Annotated in this window: 15 protein-coding genes; 3 read left to right on the forward strand and 12 right to left on the reverse strand. The window is 70.7% G+C overall.

Annotation, left to right across the window (positions count from 1 at the left end; genetic code table 11):
* Window positions 1-91 precede the first annotated feature (91 nt).
* The 5 genes from ACZ6SQ_RS03055 to ACZ6SQ_RS03075 form a co-directional block, all read right to left on the reverse strand.
* Entirely contained in the window at window positions 92-730 is a 639-nt protein-coding gene (locus tag ACZ6SQ_RS03055; RefSeq protein WP_469556130.1) for a GNAT family N-acetyltransferase, read from the reverse strand.
* 170 nt (window positions 731-900) lie between these two features.
* Window positions 901-1731, reverse strand: coding sequence for a MetQ/NlpA family ABC transporter substrate-binding protein (locus ACZ6SQ_RS03060; RefSeq protein WP_469556131.1), 831 nt, complete (start codon window positions 1729-1731; stop codon window positions 901-903).
* Between the two features lie 89 nt (window positions 1732-1820).
* Window positions 1821-2558 carry a methionine ABC transporter permease gene (locus tag ACZ6SQ_RS03065; RefSeq protein ID WP_469556134.1) on the reverse strand — a complete coding sequence of 246 codons (738 nt, stop codon included), beginning with the start codon at window positions 2556-2558 and terminating at the stop codon, window positions 1821-1823.
* On the reverse strand, window positions 2555-3598 hold the full coding sequence (locus ACZ6SQ_RS03070; RefSeq protein WP_469556137.1) for a methionine ABC transporter ATP-binding protein: 1044 nt from the start codon (window positions 3596-3598) through the stop codon (window positions 2555-2557). Before ACZ6SQ_RS03070 ends, ACZ6SQ_RS03065 begins: the two co-directional genes overlap by 4 nt.
* Window positions 3599-4017: 419 nt before the next feature.
* A complete protein-coding gene (locus ACZ6SQ_RS03075) occupies window positions 4018-4665 on the reverse strand; it encodes an HAD-IA family hydrolase (protein ID WP_469556138.1) in 648 nt (215 codons plus the stop codon).
* A 93-nt stretch (window positions 4666-4758) separates the two neighbouring features.
* Between ACZ6SQ_RS03075 and ACZ6SQ_RS03080 the strand changes: the two genes are divergently transcribed.
* Both ACZ6SQ_RS03080 and ACZ6SQ_RS03085 read left to right on the forward strand, forming a co-directional pair.
* Entirely contained in the window at window positions 4759-5118 is a 360-nt protein-coding gene (locus ACZ6SQ_RS03080) for a hypothetical protein (protein WP_386377169.1), read from the forward strand.
* A 1-nt stretch (window position 5119) separates the two neighbouring features.
* Window positions 5120-5560: a hypothetical protein gene (locus ACZ6SQ_RS03085; protein ID WP_469556141.1), complete on the forward strand. Its 441-nt coding sequence runs from the start codon at window positions 5120-5122 to the stop codon at window positions 5558-5560.
* 66 nt (window positions 5561-5626) lie between these two features.
* Here the strand turns inward: ACZ6SQ_RS03085 and ACZ6SQ_RS03090 are convergent, their stop codons facing one another.
* The 3 genes from ACZ6SQ_RS03090 to ACZ6SQ_RS03100 all read right to left on the reverse strand — a co-directional run bounded on the left by ACZ6SQ_RS03090 (window position 5627) and on the right by ACZ6SQ_RS03100 (window position 7923).
* Window positions 5627-6124, reverse strand: a complete 498-nt coding sequence (locus ACZ6SQ_RS03090) for a GNAT family N-acetyltransferase (RefSeq protein ID WP_469556144.1) — start codon at window positions 6122-6124, stop codon at window positions 5627-5629.
* A 43-nt stretch (window positions 6125-6167) separates the two neighbouring features.
* The gene (locus tag ACZ6SQ_RS03095; RefSeq protein WP_469556145.1) at window positions 6168-6674 is read right to left on the reverse strand and encodes an RNA polymerase sigma factor; all 507 of its coding nucleotides are present in this window, start codon (window positions 6672-6674) and stop codon (window positions 6168-6170) included.
* Window positions 6675-6750: 76 nt separating this feature from the next.
* Window positions 6751-7923: a glycerophosphodiester phosphodiesterase gene (locus ACZ6SQ_RS03100; protein ID WP_469556148.1), complete on the reverse strand. Its 1173-nt coding sequence runs from the start codon at window positions 7921-7923 to the stop codon at window positions 6751-6753.
* 376 nt (window positions 7924-8299) lie between these two features.
* On the opposite strand from ACZ6SQ_RS03100, the gene ACZ6SQ_RS03105 reads away from it, so the two are divergent.
* Complete coding sequence (locus ACZ6SQ_RS03105; protein ID WP_386377164.1) at window positions 8300-8971, forward strand: lysophospholipid acyltransferase family protein; 672 nt, start codon at window positions 8300-8302, stop codon at window positions 8969-8971.
* Window positions 8972-9302: 331 nt separating this feature from the next.
* On the opposite strand, the gene ACZ6SQ_RS03110 is transcribed toward ACZ6SQ_RS03105, so the two are convergent.
* From ACZ6SQ_RS03110 to argH, 4 genes are all read right to left on the reverse strand, one after another.
* On the reverse strand, window positions 9303-10826 hold the full coding sequence (locus tag ACZ6SQ_RS03110; protein ID WP_469556152.1) for an MFS transporter: 1524 nt from the start codon (window positions 10824-10826) through the stop codon (window positions 9303-9305).
* A complete protein-coding gene (locus ACZ6SQ_RS03115; RefSeq protein ID WP_469556155.1) occupies window positions 10823-11374 on the reverse strand; it encodes a TetR/AcrR family transcriptional regulator in 552 nt (183 codons plus the stop codon). Before ACZ6SQ_RS03115 ends, ACZ6SQ_RS03110 begins: the two co-directional genes overlap by 4 nt.
* Before the next feature lie 118 nt (window positions 11375-11492).
* On the reverse strand, window positions 11493-12464 hold the full coding sequence (locus ACZ6SQ_RS03120) for an aldo/keto reductase (protein WP_469556157.1): 972 nt from the start codon (window positions 12462-12464) through the stop codon (window positions 11493-11495).
* A 417-nt stretch (window positions 12465-12881) separates the two neighbouring features.
* Complete coding sequence (gene argH / locus ACZ6SQ_RS03125) at window positions 12882-14318, reverse strand: argininosuccinate lyase (RefSeq protein WP_469556160.1); 1437 nt, start codon at window positions 14316-14318, stop codon at window positions 12882-12884.
* Between the last annotated feature and the right edge of the window lie 149 nt (window positions 14319-14467).

Here is a 14467-nt window from a genome sequence, read left to right on the forward strand (position 1 = left end):
CGTCGTCGGAGGCGGCCCGCGGCGGGGCGGACCTGGTGAGCCTACCTGCTCGTGCTGTGCGGCCGGGGCTGTCGCCGCTGGCCGCGGGCGATCAGTTCCAGTCGGCGTAAGCGGTGAAACCCGCGGTGTCGGCGAGCTGCTCGGCGGCGCCTTCCAGGTCCTCCGGGAGAAGGCTCCAGACGATGAAGTCCGTGCGGACGTCGGTCCAGGTGCCGTCGTCGGCGCGGACGTGGACTATGCAGGCGTTGCGCAGCACGCCCTCGCTGATGCAGCCGATCTTCTGGGCCACCTGCTGGGAGGCGGTGTTGTCGGCGGCGGTGCGGATCTCGATGCGTTCGAACTTCTGGTCGCCGAACAGCCATTGGGCGGTGGCGAGGGCGGCCTCGGAGGCGTAGCCCTCGCCGCGGGCCCAGGAGGCGACGATGTACGACAGCTCGGTGGACCGGATGTGCCAGTCGGTCCTGCCGAGTTGGATGACACCGACCAGGCGCTGGGTGAGGAACTCCGTGACGGCGAGGTCGAGTCCGCGGCCGGCGGCGCGCTCGGCAGGGGCGTACTCGGTGATCCAGGTGCGGGCGCCGTCCTCGCCGAAGGGCTGCGGTACGTCGGTCCAGGCCGCGATCTGTTCGTCGTTCATCATCTCGGCGAGGGCGGGGACGTCGTCCTCGTCGAGGGGACGCAGCACCAACCGCTCCGTGCTGATGGAGATGTTGGGGAAGGTGCTCGTCATGCGCCGCTCCGTAGCCTCGGGACGTCTTCGCAACCGTGAGGTCCGCTGAACTGCCCAGCATGCAGCATGAAAGCACCGAACCGCACCCGGGGGCCCCTCCGTTCGCGCACGCGTTCGCGCAGAGGGGACACCGGGTGCGGTGAACGCCCGCTGAAAGGGCGTCAGTGGGTTCAGAAGGAGGCGATGACCGAGCCGGCGTACTCGTCCTCGATGAACTTCTTGACCTCGGGCGAGGTCAGCAGCTCGGCGAGCTTCTTGACGCGCGGGTCGTTCTCGTTGCCCTCCTTGACGGCGAGGAAGTTGCCGTAGGGGTTGTCCTTGGCGGACTCCAGGACGAGGGCGTCCTGGGCGGGCTTGAAGTCGGCCTCGATGGCGTAGTTGCCGTTGACGACGGCCGCGTCCACGTCCTTGAGGGAGCGCGGGGTCTGGGCCGCCTCCAGCTCCTTGAACTTGAAGTTCCTGGGGTTCTCGGTGATGTCCGCGGGGGTCGCCTCGTTGCCCACGCCGTCCTTGAGGGTGATCAGGCCGTTGTCGGCGAGCAGCTTCAGGGCGCGCGCCTCGTTCACGGTGTCGTTGGGGACGGCGATGGTGGCACCGCTCTTGAGGGCGTCGGCGCTCTTGACCTTCTCGGAGTACAGGCCGAGCGGCTCCAGGTGGACCGTGACGACGGGCGCGACGTGGGTGCCGTTCTTCTTGTTGAAGTCGTCGAGGTACGGCTGGTTCTGGAAGTAGTTGGCGCCGACGGAGCCGTCCTCCGTGGCCGTGTTCGGGGTCACGTAGTCGGTGAACTCCCTGACCTCGAGGTCGAGGCCCGCCTTCTCCGCCAGGTTGTCCTTGACGAAGTCGAGGATCTCGGCGTGCGGGGTCGGGCTGGCGGCGACGATCAGCGGACCGTCGGCGTCGGCACCGGAGCCGGAGTTGTCGGAGCCGCAGGCGGAGAGTCCGAGGGTGAGGGCTCCGGCGGCGAGGACGGCGGTGGTGATCTTGGCGGTGTTACGCACGAAAAGTGCCTTTCCTTATGGGTGGTGCGACCCCGTCGTGGGTGGGACGGGGAGTCTGTGGGGTGGGGTGGGGCGGGCGCGGGGCGCGCCTACGCGGCCCTGCCGACCTCGGCCGTGGCCGGCTCCTTCGCCTTGAGCAGGCGGAGCTTGGGCCCGGGTCCGGAGCGGGCGCCGCGGCGGTGCAGGGAGCGGGCGGCGTAGTCGCCGGCGAACTGGATGAGGGAGATGGCGACCGCGAGGATCGCCACGGTGGTCCACATCAGGCCGGTCTCGAAGCGCTGGTAGCCGTAGCGGACGGCGAGGTCGCCGAGGCCGCCGCCGCCGACCGTGCCGGCCATGGCGGAGTAGCCGATGAGGGCGATGACCGTCGTGGTGGTGCTGGCGATCAGCGAGGGCAGGGACTCGGGGACGAGGACCTTGCGGACGATCGTCCAGGTGTTGCCGCCCATCGACTGCACGGCTTCCACGAGACCGCCGTCCACTTCCCGGACAGCCGTCTCGACGAGCCGCGCGAAGAACGGAATGCCGCCGATGGCGAGGGGCACGATCGCGGCCGCGCTGCCGATGGTGGTGCCGGTGATCCAGCGGGTGAAGTCCATCAGCGCGACCATCAGGATGATGAACGGCATCGAGCGGCCGACGTTCACGATCTGCCCGATGACCTTGTTCACCACGGTGTTCTGGAGCAGTCCGCCCTTGTCCGTGAGGACCAGCAGGATGCCGATGGGCAGGCCCGCGAGCACGGCGATCAGGGTGGACCAGCCGACCATGACGAGTGTCTCGGTACAGGCCTGTTCCAGCAGGGGCTGCATCTCCGACCAGGTCACCGGGCACCGTCCTTCACCAGCAGGGGCGCGTCGCCCAGCGTGTCCAATACGTCGATCTGGAGGCCCTGTTCGCGCAGGAAGCCGATCGGCACCACGTTGTCCTCGTAGCGGCCGGGGAGTTCGATCCGCATCCGGCCGACCTGGAGGCCGCCGACCGTGTCGATGGCGGCGCCGAGGATGGAGATGTCGATGTTGTAGGTGCGGGCCAGCTGGGAGATGACCGGCTGGGTCGCGGCCTCGCCGTGGAAGGTGACGTCGACGACGGTGCGGTCCTCGCCGGTGGCCTCGCCGCCCACCGGGAAGAGCGCGGCGGCCAGTTCGGAGCCGGGGGTGGCGAGCAGTTCGCTGACGGTGCCGGACTCGACGATGCGGCCGTTCTCCATCAGGGCGGCCGAGTCGCAGATCGACTTGACCACGTCCATCTCGTGCGTGATGAGCAGAACGGTCAGGCCGAGCTGCCGGTTCAGGTCGCGCAGCAGCTGGAGGATGGAGCGGGTGGTCTCCGGGTCCAGCGCGCTGGTGGCCTCGTCGGAGAGCAGCACCTTGGGGTCGCCGGCCAGGGCGCGGGCGATGCCGACGCGCTGCTTCTGGCCGCCGGAGAGCTGGGCGGGGTAGGCCTTGGCCTTGTCGCCGAGGCCGACCAGGTCGAGCAGTTCGAGCGCCTTGCGGGAGCGGTCCCTGCCGGAGTGGCCGAGGATCTCCAGGGGCAGCTCGACGTTGTCCTGGACGGTGCGTGAGGACAGCAGGTTGAAGTGCTGGAACACCATGCCGATGCGGCTGCGCGCCTGCCGCAGCTCCCGGCCCGCGCGCGGGCCCCGGCCGGCGAGCGCGGTGAGGTCCCGCCCGGCCACGGTGACCGTGCCGGAGGTGGGGCGTTCGAGGAGGTTGACGCAGCGGATGAGCGAGGACTTTCCGGCGCCGGACTGGCCGATGACGCCGTACACCTCGCCTTCGCGGACGTGAAGATCGACGCCGTCGAGGGCGGTGACCTCGCGGCCGCGGGAGCGGTAGACCTTGGTCAGGCCCGTTGTGGTGATCACTGGGGTTTCCGTCACTGTCGAGTGCGCGGCGCGCTGGTGGGCACCGTGCACGTGGCATGCATGGTCGGGAACAGCCGGATCGCGGCACGGTTCTCGCGGGCGCGGTGGAACCGGGGGAGAAACTGTGCGCGGGGCGTGCTCGGTCCAGGCATTTCAGGTGCGTGGGACACGAGCGGGCGCTCGCTTCGGGGCGCGAGGCTCAGGTGGTGCGGGGGCCCTCTAGAAGGCGCACATTCGGCACATGTGGCAACACATGTGCGCGTGGAGACACAGACAACGAGCACCGGGCGTCATGGTCGCCCCGGTCGCAGAGATGCGGTCGCTCGTCGTGGCCATGCGATCAGTAAACCAGACGGACGCTCCTGACCGGACACGGCCGTCCGCATACTGGACAGCCGTGGACAGCCGCGGAAACGTTCTCAGTTGCGTACGGCGATCTCCACGCCGGCGGCGGTGACCAGTGCGGACAAGGCCGACAGGTCCCTCACGACGAGGTCCGCGGAGAGCTGTCCGGGCCGGTGGGTTGTGGCCAACGCCACGGTCCGCATTCCGGCCGCCCGGCCCGCTGCGAGCCCGGCCGGGGCGTCCTCGAGGACGACGCAGTCGGCGGGGTCGACGCCGAGGTGCCGTGCGGCGAGCAGATAGGGCTCCGGGTCGGGCTTGCCGCGGGTGACCTCGTCGGCGGTGATCAGGGTCTTGGGCCGGATGCCGACGGCGTCCAGGCGGGCCTCGGCCAGGCGGCGGGTGGCGGAGGTGACGACGGCCCAGCGGTCGGCGGGGAGCGCGTCCAGGAAGGCCCGGGTGCCGGGCAGCAGTTCCACGCCGCCGGGCACGTCGTCGACCTCCAGCTGTTCGATCCTCGCGACGGCCCGGGGCACGACGTCCGCGGGCAGCAGGTCGGAGGCCGTCTCGACGGCGGTTCGGCCGTGCAGCGCGACCCGCGCCAGTTCCTCTGCGGTGATCCCGAACTCCGCCGCCCACCGGCCCCAGCAGCGGTCCACCGAGGCGAGGCTGGACACCAGGGTGCCGTCGTTGTCGAAGAGCAGGGCACGTGCGTGGATCAACATGGTCTAGACCCTATGCCGAGCTCGGCTCGAGCCCGTGTCCGGAGGTCAGGGCCCGGCTGCGGCGGGCCGTCCGCCGCGTAATAGGGTCGCCGCATGTCTGATGTCCTGACGCTGGTGACCGGCGTCGCCGCGCTGTTGCTCGCCGCCTGGTGCGGCTGGGCGGCCTACCGTGACCAGCCGACGAAGGACTGGCACTTCATCGGGATGGCCGTGGTGTCGGTGCTGGGACTGATCCAGCTGGTGATCGGCATCGTGCAGCTGGCGCGGGGCGAGAAGCCGGAGCAGGGCACGACGATCTTCGTGGCGTATCTGCTGGGCGCGTTCGCGTGCGTGCCGGTGACGGGGTTCATGTCGCTGGCCGAGCGCACCCGCTGGGGCTCGCTCACGGTCACCGCCGGCGGTGTCGTCCTCGCGGTGCTCGAAGTGCGGCTCTACGACATCTGGGGAGGCTGAGATGACGACCGGCGAGGCCGAGGCGAACACCGGCCAGGACGGGCCCGCCCGGCTGATCGGTGGACCCGGCATGCTGCTGGTCTGGCTGTACGGCGTGATGGTGGTGGGCGCCGTGTCGCGCTCGGCCGTGCAGATCTCGACGGACTTCGACAGGGCGCCGCTTGCGTACTCGCTCTCGGCGGTGGCCGGGCTCGTCTACGGATTCATCACGTACTCGCTGGTGCGGGGCGGGGAGACGGCTCGCAGGGCGGCGTTCGTGTGCTGCGCGGCGGAGCTGCTGGGCGTGCTGACCGTCGGTACGTGGACCCTGGCCGACTCCTCGGCGTTCCCCGACGCGACCGTGTGGTCGGACTACGGCATGGGTTATCTGTTCATTCCCGTCCTGCTGCCGCTGACCGCGATGTACTGGCTGCGCAGGGCGCGGTCGCAGGACACCGCCTGAGCCGTCCCGGCGCCAGGGGGAGGCGCGGGGCGCGGCCCGTGGCCCGGCCCCGCGCGCTCGACGGCGTCAGGCGGTGGCCGCGTAGTCGCCCACGGCCTTCTCCAGAATGATCATCGGCACGCCGTCCGTGCCCTTGTCCGTGCCCACGGCGACGTAGCCCACGCGGCGGTACAGGCGCAGGCCCCCTTCGCTGCGGTGGGCGGCACTGAGCCGGAAGCGGGTGGCGCCGCGCTGCGCGGCGAGGGCGGACTCGGCGGCGCGCAGCAGGCGGGCGCCGATGCCGTGGCCCTGGAGGCGGGGGTGGACGCAGAGCTTGCCGATGGCGGCGGAGCCGTCCTCGGCGACCCGGCCGCGTACCGAGCCGACCACTTCGTCGCCCAGCCGGGCGACGAACACGCAGTCGGCGGCGACCTCCTGGCGCACGGAGTCCAGGCTCTGCACGAGCGGGTCGATGCGGTAGTTGCCGTACAGCGCGGCTTCGCTCTGGAAGCACAGGTACTGCAACCGGAAGATCTGCTCGACGTCCTGGTCGGTCGCCTCGGAGATGGTCACGCTCATGCCCATGTGTGCACGCCTCCCGCTCACCTGTTGCCTTTAGTCCTCACTCCTATCCCCGTGCTCCCCCGGCCGCAACCTCCTGGGTGAGCAAACGCCGCAGACAACCCAGGCATTTGGAGCGTTCCGGGCCAAGACTGCCTTGTGAGATACCCAACTCGCCCGCGATCTCCCGGTAGGTGAGGTCCCCCGGGGACAGCAGCGCCGCGAGGAGCCGGGGGCAGCGGCCGGGGAGCCGGCCGACCGCCTCGCGCAGGGCCCGTCCCCGCGCGGTGCCGATGACCTGCTGCTCGGGGTCGCGGTCGGCCGGGTCGGCCGGCTCGGTCCCGTACGGCAGCTCGAAGCGGGCCGTACGGCGGCTACGGCGGGCCTCGGCGCGGACGGCGGCGCGCAGCCAGCGCTCGGGGTGGTGCGGCGGGGCGTCCGCGTCGAGGCGCTCCAGCAGGCGCAGCCAGACCGCCTGTTCCAGGTCGCCGGGCTCGGTGCCGGTGGCATGGGCCTCGGCCGAGGCCTCGGCGGCGAGCAGCGGGCGCAGGGCGGTGAGCATGTCGTGCGTCATATGCGGCACGACGCGGCCGTCCGGGCAGGCAGTTGCCCGGACGGCCGGTGGTTCACCTTCAGGAGGGGCGGCGTGCTCAGCCGTTGACGAAGGCCTCGCGGGCGAGCAGGCCGGTGTCGGGCTGGTCGGTGAAGACGCCGTCGATGCCGGTGGCGAAGTAGGTGCGGTAGGCGCCGAAGACATCGCCGTAGGCGTCGGCGTCGGTGCCCCTGCGGAAGTTCGCGGGCAGGAACGGGTTCTCGTTGCGCAGGGTCCAGGGGTGCAGGATCAGCCCGACCTTGTGCGCGTCGGACACCAGCGTGGTCGGCGTGGTGAGGTTGCCGCCCGCGTCCCTGGGGATGACCAGGTCCAGGGTCGGGCCGATGCCCTGGGCGTAGGAGGCGATCTCCCTCAGGCCGGCCGGCTTGACCAGGTCGGCGACGGTGCGCGGGTCGCCGGTCTCGACGAAGTCCCAGGGGCGGGTGGCCGCGCCGGAGAGCAGGACGACGAGGTTGTTGTCGACCAGCTTGTTCAGCCGCTGGATGCTGGTCGGCTCGAAGGACTGGAGGATCACCGGCGAGTTGCGGCGGTCCTTGCGGTGCTTGTGCAGCACCTTGGCGACGCGCTCCTCCAGGCCGAGGCCCAGCTTGCGGAAGTAGCTGGGGTGCTTGAGCTCGGGGTAGATCCAGACCTGCCTGCCCCGCCTGCGCGTCTGCTCGTCCTGCCAGAGCAGCACCTCTTCGAAGGTGGGGATCTCCCAGACGCCGTTGTAGAGGGTGTTGTGCGGGCGGTTGGCCGGGATGCGCTCGACGGCACGCAGGGTCTTCAGCTCGGCGAGGGTGAAGTCCTCGGTGAACCAGCCGGTGACGGAGACGCCGTCCAGGATCTTGGTGACCTTGCGGTCGGCGAACTCGGGCCGGCTCGCGACGTCCGTGGTGCCGCCGATCTCCGGCTCGTGGCGGCAGACCAGGTGGCCGTCCTCAGTGGGCACGAGGTCGCCGGCCTCGACGATGTCGGCGCCCAGGTCGAGCGCGAGCTGGTAGGAGCCGAGCGTGTGCTCGGGGCGGTAGCCGCTCGCGCCGCGATGGCCGATGATCGTCGGCTTCGGCAGACTCCTGATCCCGCCGCCCTGCCCGGACGGACCCGGCGCTCCGGCGGCCCGCGCCGTGCCGGACAGGCCGAGGACACCCGCGCCGAGGACGGCCGCGCCCAGCAGCGCCCGCCGTCCGGTACCGGCCGGCTGCGGCTCGTTCGACTCGTGCGTTCCCATGGGCGGCCTCCTTGCCGTCGTTCCTGTCGCTTGTGTGCGCGCCGATGGTAGGGGCGTGGACATGACCAGAGGGATACTCCGGCTGGAACGCATGGATGACGCTGAATGTCGTACCGGAGGACGAGAATGACGGGCCTTCGGCTTGGCCCCGCGGGGGCGGGGCACCCGGAGGTCACGGTCCCGCGCGATGTCCGTCACATCGTCGCCACCGGGTTACGGGCGTCCTGCGCGACGCCGCCGCAGGTAAACAGCGGTCAATTTCGCGTAAGACGTGTGTGAACCCGATGTGCGCAACCCCCGTGGCCGCGAGTATCGTCCTCACCTGCACAGACTCATACAGAATTCACCGTCGTCCACCTCGACACCGGAGGACCCGTTGTCCCGCTTCGCCCTCATCAAGGCAGTGCTCGGTCCGATCATGCGCCTGATGTTCCGCCCCCGGGTGGAGGGAGTGGAGAACATCCCGGGCGAGGGTCCCGTCATCCTCGCGGGCAACCACGTGACCTTCATCGACTCGATGATCCTGCCGCTGGTCTGCGACCGGCAGGTGTTCTTCATCGGCAAGGACGAGTACGTCACCGGCAAGGGGCTCAAGGGCCGGCTCATGGCCTGGTTCTTCACCGGCGTCGGCATGATCCCCGTGGACCGCGACGGCGGCAAGGGCGGGGTGGCCGCGCTGATGACCGGGCGCCGGGTGCTGGAGGAGGGGCGGGTGTTCGGGATCTACCCCGAGGGGACGCGGTCGCCCGACGGGCGGCTGTACCGAGGTCGCACGGGTATCGCCCGCCTGACCCTGATGACCGGGGCGCCGGTCGTGCCCTTCGCGATGATCGGCACGGACAAGATCCAGCCGGGTGGGGCGGGGATGCCCCGGCCGAGCCGGGTCACCGTGCGGTTCGGTGAGGCGCTGGAGTTCTCCCGGTACGAGGGGATGGACCGGGACCGGTATGTGCTGCGGGCCGTGACGGACTCGGTGATGACCGAGGTCATGCGGTTGTCGGGGCAGGAGTACGTGGACATGTACGCGACCAAGGCGAAGGCCGCGTAGCGGTTCGCGGTGGGGCGGGGTTCGCTGCTGGCGGGGAGTGTGTGCGGGTTGGCTGTGGCTGTTCGCGCAGTTCCCCGCGCCCCTAACAGGGTGTTGGCCTGCTGTTGAGCTGAGAGGTGCGCCCGGCCGGGTCCCTGAGGGGCGGTCGGGCGTTGTGTTTGGGTGCGGGCTGGTTGTGGCTTGTCGCGCCGTTCCCCGCGCCCCTTGAAGAGGGTGTTTTGAGATGTGCGCCCGGCCGGGTCCCTGAGGGGCGGTCGGGCGTTGTGTTTGGGTGCGGGCTCGTAGTGGCTGGTCGCGCCGTTCCTCGCGCCCCTTCAGGAGGGGCGTTGTTCTAGTCGGTGGGGTCCAGGGTCTGGTTCTTGAGCATGAACCAGGCTGCTGCCGCGGCGGCCAGGAGGACTGTCGCGCCGGCCGCCGAGGCGAAGGTGAGGCCGTCGACGAAGCTCTGGCGGGCGGCGTCGAGGAGGGGCTCGGCCGTGGTGGCGGGAAGGTGCGCGGCGGACTCGACCGCGCCGCCCAGGGACTCGTGGGCCTCGGCAGGGGTGCCGGCCGGGGCTGCGAAGCCCTTGTAGATGCCCGTCACGATCGAGCCCAGCAGGGCGATGCCGAGAGCGGCGCCCAGTTCGTACGCCGTCTCCGAGACCGCGGACGCGGCGCCCGCCTGGTCCTTGGGCACGGACCCGAGGATCACGTCGGCGGTGACGGTGAACGAGAAGCCCGCGCCGACGCCGACGATCAGCAGGGCCGCACCGAGGATCGGGTAGCCGGTGGACTGGTCGATGAACGCCAGGGCACCCAGGGCCAGGCCGACCGCGGCGAGACCGCCGGAGACGACCGCGCGCACCGAGTGGCGACGGGCCACCTGGCCCGCGACCAGACCGGCCGCCACCGCGCCCACCGCGGCGGGCAGTTCCGCGAGACCGGCCTCGAAGGGGCGCCTGCCCTGCACGAGTTGCAGATACTGGGAGAGGAAGAACACCAGGCCGGACATACCGAGCACGGTCAGCAGGTCGGCCAGCACCGCGCCGCTGAAGCCGCGGCGGGCGAACAGCCGCATGTCCAGCAGCGGGGTCGGCAGGGTGAGCTGTCGGCGTACGAAGCCGTACAGCGCGGCCGCGCCCAGGGCGCCCACGGCGAGCGCCTCCCCGCTCGGGCCGTGCGAAGCGGCCTCCTTGACCGCGTACACCACGGCGATCATGCCGACCAGGGACAGCAGCACGCTGGCCAGGTCCCAGGGGCCGGGCCGGGGGTTGCGCGACTCGGGCAGGGTCCTGATGCCGACGAGGACCAGGACGATCATGACCGGCAGGTTGATCAGGAAGACCGAGCCCCACCAGAAGTGCTCCAGCAGGAAGCCGCCCACGATCGGGCCGACGGCCGTACCGGCCGACGCCGTCGCGCCCCAGATGCCGATGGCGAGGCTGCGCTCGCGCGGGTCGTGGAAGAGGTTGCGGATCAGCGCGAGCGTGGCCGGCATCAGGGTGGCACCGGCGACACCGAGCAGCGCGCGGGCCGCGATCATCATCTCGGGGGTCGTCGCGTAGGCGTTGAGCACGGATATCGCGCCGAACGCCGTGGCGCCGACCAGCAGGATGCGCTTGCGGCCGACGCGGTCGCCGAGGCTGCCCATGGTGACGAGCAGACCGGCGATCACGAAGGAGTAGACGTCACCGATCCACAGCAGCTGGGTGCCGGTGGGGTTGAGATCCTCGCTGATGAAGGGAGTCGCGAGACCGAGGACCGTCGCATCGACGGCCACCAGCAGCACGGCGAGCACGAGCACGGACAGCGCCAGCCAGCGGCCCGGGCGCTTCACCGCCTCGGTCGTGGACGCCGGCCGCAGGGTGCTGGTCATGATTCCTCTCTCCGTAGCGCACCGCCGAGCAGCAGCTCGACGATCATGAATTGAAAGTCGTTGCGGGCGACCTTGCCGTCGTGTACGGCCCAGGCACCGGCCGCGAACAGGCCGTAGAGCGCCTCGGTGAGCCAGGTCGGGCTGAGGTCGATGCGGAACTCTCCGCTGCCCTGGCCGCGGCGGAACAGGGCCGCGACGCGGGCGTCGAGCCGGGCCCAGCCCTCGTTCTGGCCCTCGCCCTCGAACAACTGGTTCTCGCTGTAGAGGAACGACAGCAGTCCGGTCGCGGGCTCTATCTCGCGGGCCAGCCTGCGCAGGGCGTCGCTCGCGCTGCCCTCGTCCAGACGGGCCGCGTCCAGGGCGGCCTCGCACTCGGCGATCCCCTGGGACTCCAGGGCTCGGACGAGCGCGTCACGGCCCGCGAAGTGCCGGTGCAGGGTCGCGCGGCTGATGCCGGCGGCCTTGGCGACCTCGTCCATGGTCGCGGTCGCTTTGCGGGTCAGCAGCGCGGCGGCGGTGCGCAGCACGAGGTCACGGTCGACAGCCATGAGACGAGCATAGCCCATGTGAGACATTGATGTCTCATTGCGGGCGGGCGCGTCTCATGGCTGTCGGTGGTCGTGGGTGTGGGTGTGAGGTGTGGGGATGCAGGTGTTTCGTGGTGCTTCAGTGCCAGGGCAGTCGGCTGCGCTGCTCCCAGTACGTGTGCGGGTCCTCGGCGAGCGCGGTCAGCCGGGCGAGCTGCTCGTCGTCGAGGTCCACTACGGGGGCGTGCAGGTTGGAGGCGAGCTGGAGGGTGGTCGCGGCGCCGGAGAGGACCACCCCGGCCCAGGGCTGGCGCAGCACCATGGCGAGGGCGACGGCGTCGCAGCCCAGGGAGTTCTCCGCGGCGACCGCCTTCAGCGCGGCCGGGGCGTGCGGGTCCGCAAGGCGGCCGTTCGCCATGCCCTCCTTGACGATCACGGTGAGTCCGGCGTCGTGCGCCTCTTCGAGGGCGGGGGCGGCGGAGGTCTCCAGGACGTTGTACGTGGACTGGACCGTACGGAAGAGGGGTTCGCCGTCGACCGTCACGGCGAGCGCGGCGCGGATCGCGTCCGCCTGGGCCGGGCCGCTGGTGGAGAAGCCGACCGAGACGCCTCGCGCGGCCGCCTCCGCGAGTTCGGCGTGCAGGGTCTTGTCGGTGAGCGCCGGGCTGTCCGGGGTGACCGAGTGGATCTGGTACAGGTCGAGGTGGTCGCCGAGCAGGGCGTCGGTCTCGGCGCGCTGCCGTTCGTACGTGGCGAGGCTGTGGTCCTTGACCTCGTGGTGCTCGGCGTCCGTGGTCCAGTCCGCGGTGTAGGTGTAGCCCCATTTGCTGCCGATGACGATGTCGTCGGCGTTGGGGTGGGTGTTCAGCCAGTCGGCGAGGAACTCCTCCGAGCGGCCGTAGGAGCGGGCCGCGTCGAAGTAGCGGACGCCCTGGGCGTAGGCCGCGTCGAGGAGTTCGTGGGTGCGGGTCCTCAGGGCTTCGACCGTGCGGTCCTCTGGGAGGTCGGTGTCGCGGCCGAGGTTGATGTAGCCCGGTCGGCCCACCGCGGCGAGGCCCAGGCCTAGGTGGCAGGTGGGGGTGGTGGCCTGGGCGAGGCGGGCGAAGGGCATCGCGGGCTCCGTTCGTTTGGCTCTGCGGTTCGCTCTGCGGTTGGCCCCGGTTGGGCTCCGGCTTGGCTCCGGCTTGGCTCCGGTGGGGCCTCGACCAACGTAACCCGCGATGTTCTGTTGTGACGGCTTGGCAGTTTCGCGGCCGCGGGGTGGTTGTGGGGGGTGGTTTGCGGCTGCCGGGTGGTGGGGGGTGTTTGCGCAGTTCCCCGCGCCCCTTGGGGGGTGAGGGCTTCCGTGGGTCTGTGGCTGACCCTTGACCGTGGGATTGCGCAGTTCCCCGCGCCCCTTGGGGGGGTGGGGGCTTCCGTGAGTCTGTGGCTGGCCGTTGGCCGTGGGATTGCGCAGTTCCCCGCGCCCCTTTGGGGCGTTGTCCCCGCGCCCCCTTCAGGGCGCGGGGGCAAGGCGGGGAGGGGTGGGTTACTGGGTGGGGGTTTTGGCGGTGGACCAGGCGTGTTGGGTCCTGACGTCGGTTTTGAGTTCTGCGAGTTGCGTCGCCACCGCGGTGGGGGCCGTGCCGCCGCGGCCGTTTCGGGAGGCGAGGGCGCCGGGGACGTTGAGGACCGTGCGGACCTCGGGGGTCAGATGGGCGCTGATCTTGGCGAACTGCTCGTCCGTCAGCTCGTCCAGTTCCTTGTTCTCGGCCTCGGCGGCCTTGACGCACTCGCCCGCCACCTCGTGGGCCACCCGGAAGGGCACGCCCTGCTTGACCAGCCACTCGGCGATGTCGGTGGCCAGGGAGAAGCCGGCCGGGGCCAGTTCCTCCATGCGCTCGCGGTGCACGGTGAGGGTGGCCATCATGCCGGTGAAGGCGGGGAGGAGGACCTCGAGCTGGTCGATGGAGTCGAAGACCGGCTCCTTGTCCTCCTGGAGGTCACGGTTGTAGGCGAGCGGGAGCGCCTTGAGCGTGGCCATCAGGCCCGTGAGGTTGCCGATGAGGCGGCCGGACTTGCCCCGGGCCAGCTCGGCGATGTCCGGGTTCTTCTTCTGCGGCATGATCGACGAGCCCGTCGAGAACGCGTCGTGCAGGGTCACGAAGGAGAACTCCTTCGTGTTCCAGATGATGACCTCCTCGGCGATCCGGGAGAGGTTCACCCCGATCATCGCTGTGATGAAGGCGAACTCGGCGACGAAGTCCCGCGAGGCCGTGCCGTCGATGGAGTTGCCGACGCTGCCGTGCTCGAAGCCGAGGTCCGCGGCGACCGCCTCCGGATCCAGGCCGAGCGAGGAACCCGCGAGGGCGCCGGAGCCGTACGGCGAGACCGCCGTGCGCTCGTCCCACTGACGCAGCCGCTCGGCGTCCCGGGACAGGGCCTGGACATGGGCCAGGACATGGTGGGCGAACAGCACCGGCTGGGCGTGCTGAAGGTGGGTGCGGCCGGGCATCGCCACGTCCGGGTGCGCCTCGGCGAGACCGATCAGCGCGTCCTGGAGCTCGGCGATCAGGCCCGCGACGACGCGCGCGTGGTCGCGCAGGTACATCCGGAACAGCGTGGCGACCTGGTCGTTGCGGGAGCGGCCGGCGCGCAGCTTGCCGCCGAGGTCGGGGCCGAGCCGCTCCAGCAGGCCCCGCTCCAGGGCGGTGTGGACGTCCTCGTCGGCGATCGTGCCGGTGAACGAGCCGTCGGCGACGTCCGCCTCCAGCTGGTCCAGGCCCGCGATCATCCGGGTCAGCTCGTCCTCGGTGAGCAGGCCCGCCTTGTGCAGCACGCGCGCGTGGGCGCGGGAACCGGCGATGTCGTAGGGGGCGAGCCGCCAGTCGAAGTGGACGGACGCGGACAGTTTCGCCAGGGCCTCGGCGGGACCGTCGGCGAAACGACCGCCCCAGAGCCGTACGTCACCGCTGCTGCTGCTCACTGCACTGCTCCTAGGATGTCGTCGTTGGTATGCATGAGTATGCAGACCTTTGCATGATTCGTCAAAGTCGGTGGTCGTGGCGGGGGTGCTGTCCGCCGGTGGCGATATTCGAGGGACAGAGGTTCCCCGCCCCCGGAGAATCCTTGATC

The organism is Streptomyces sp. NPDC048600 (genome assembly GCF_055587025.1).

What these genes read in the sequence shown, in the direction of transcription:
- ACZ6SQ_RS03090 (WP_469556144.1), bottom strand. Translation starts at nt 6,124, where the DNA reads ATGGGCATGAGCGTGACCATCTCCGAGGCGACCGACCAGGACGTCGAG.
- ACZ6SQ_RS03120 (WP_469556157.1), bottom strand. Translation starts at nt 12,464, where the DNA reads ATGCCCTTCGCCCGCCTCGCCCAGGCCACCACCCCCACCTGCCACCTA.
- ACZ6SQ_RS03110 (WP_469556152.1), bottom strand. Translation starts at nt 10,826, where the DNA reads ATGACCAGCACCCTGCGGCCGGCGTCCACGACCGAGGCGGTGAAGCGC.
- ACZ6SQ_RS03055 (WP_469556130.1), bottom strand. Translation starts at nt 730, where the DNA reads ATGACGAGCACCTTCCCCAACATCTCCATCAGCACGGAGCGGTTGGTG.
- ACZ6SQ_RS03095 (WP_469556145.1), bottom strand. Translation starts at nt 6,674, where the DNA reads ATGACGCACGACATGCTCACCGCCCTGCGCCCGCTGCTCGCCGCCGAG.
- ACZ6SQ_RS03100 (WP_469556148.1), bottom strand. Translation starts at nt 7,923, where the DNA reads ATGGGAACGCACGAGTCGAACGAGCCGCAGCCGGCCGGTACCGGACGG.
- ACZ6SQ_RS03085 (WP_469556141.1), top strand. Translation starts at nt 5,120, where the DNA reads ATGACGACCGGCGAGGCCGAGGCGAACACCGGCCAGGACGGGCCCGCC.
- ACZ6SQ_RS03075 (WP_469556138.1), bottom strand. Translation starts at nt 4,665, where the DNA reads ATGTTGATCCACGCACGTGCCCTGCTCTTCGACAACGACGGCACCCTG.
- ACZ6SQ_RS03080 (WP_386377169.1), top strand. Translation starts at nt 4,759, where the DNA reads ATGTCTGATGTCCTGACGCTGGTGACCGGCGTCGCCGCGCTGTTGCTC.
- ACZ6SQ_RS03115 (WP_469556155.1), bottom strand. Translation starts at nt 11,374, where the DNA reads ATGGCTGTCGACCGTGACCTCGTGCTGCGCACCGCCGCCGCGCTGCTG.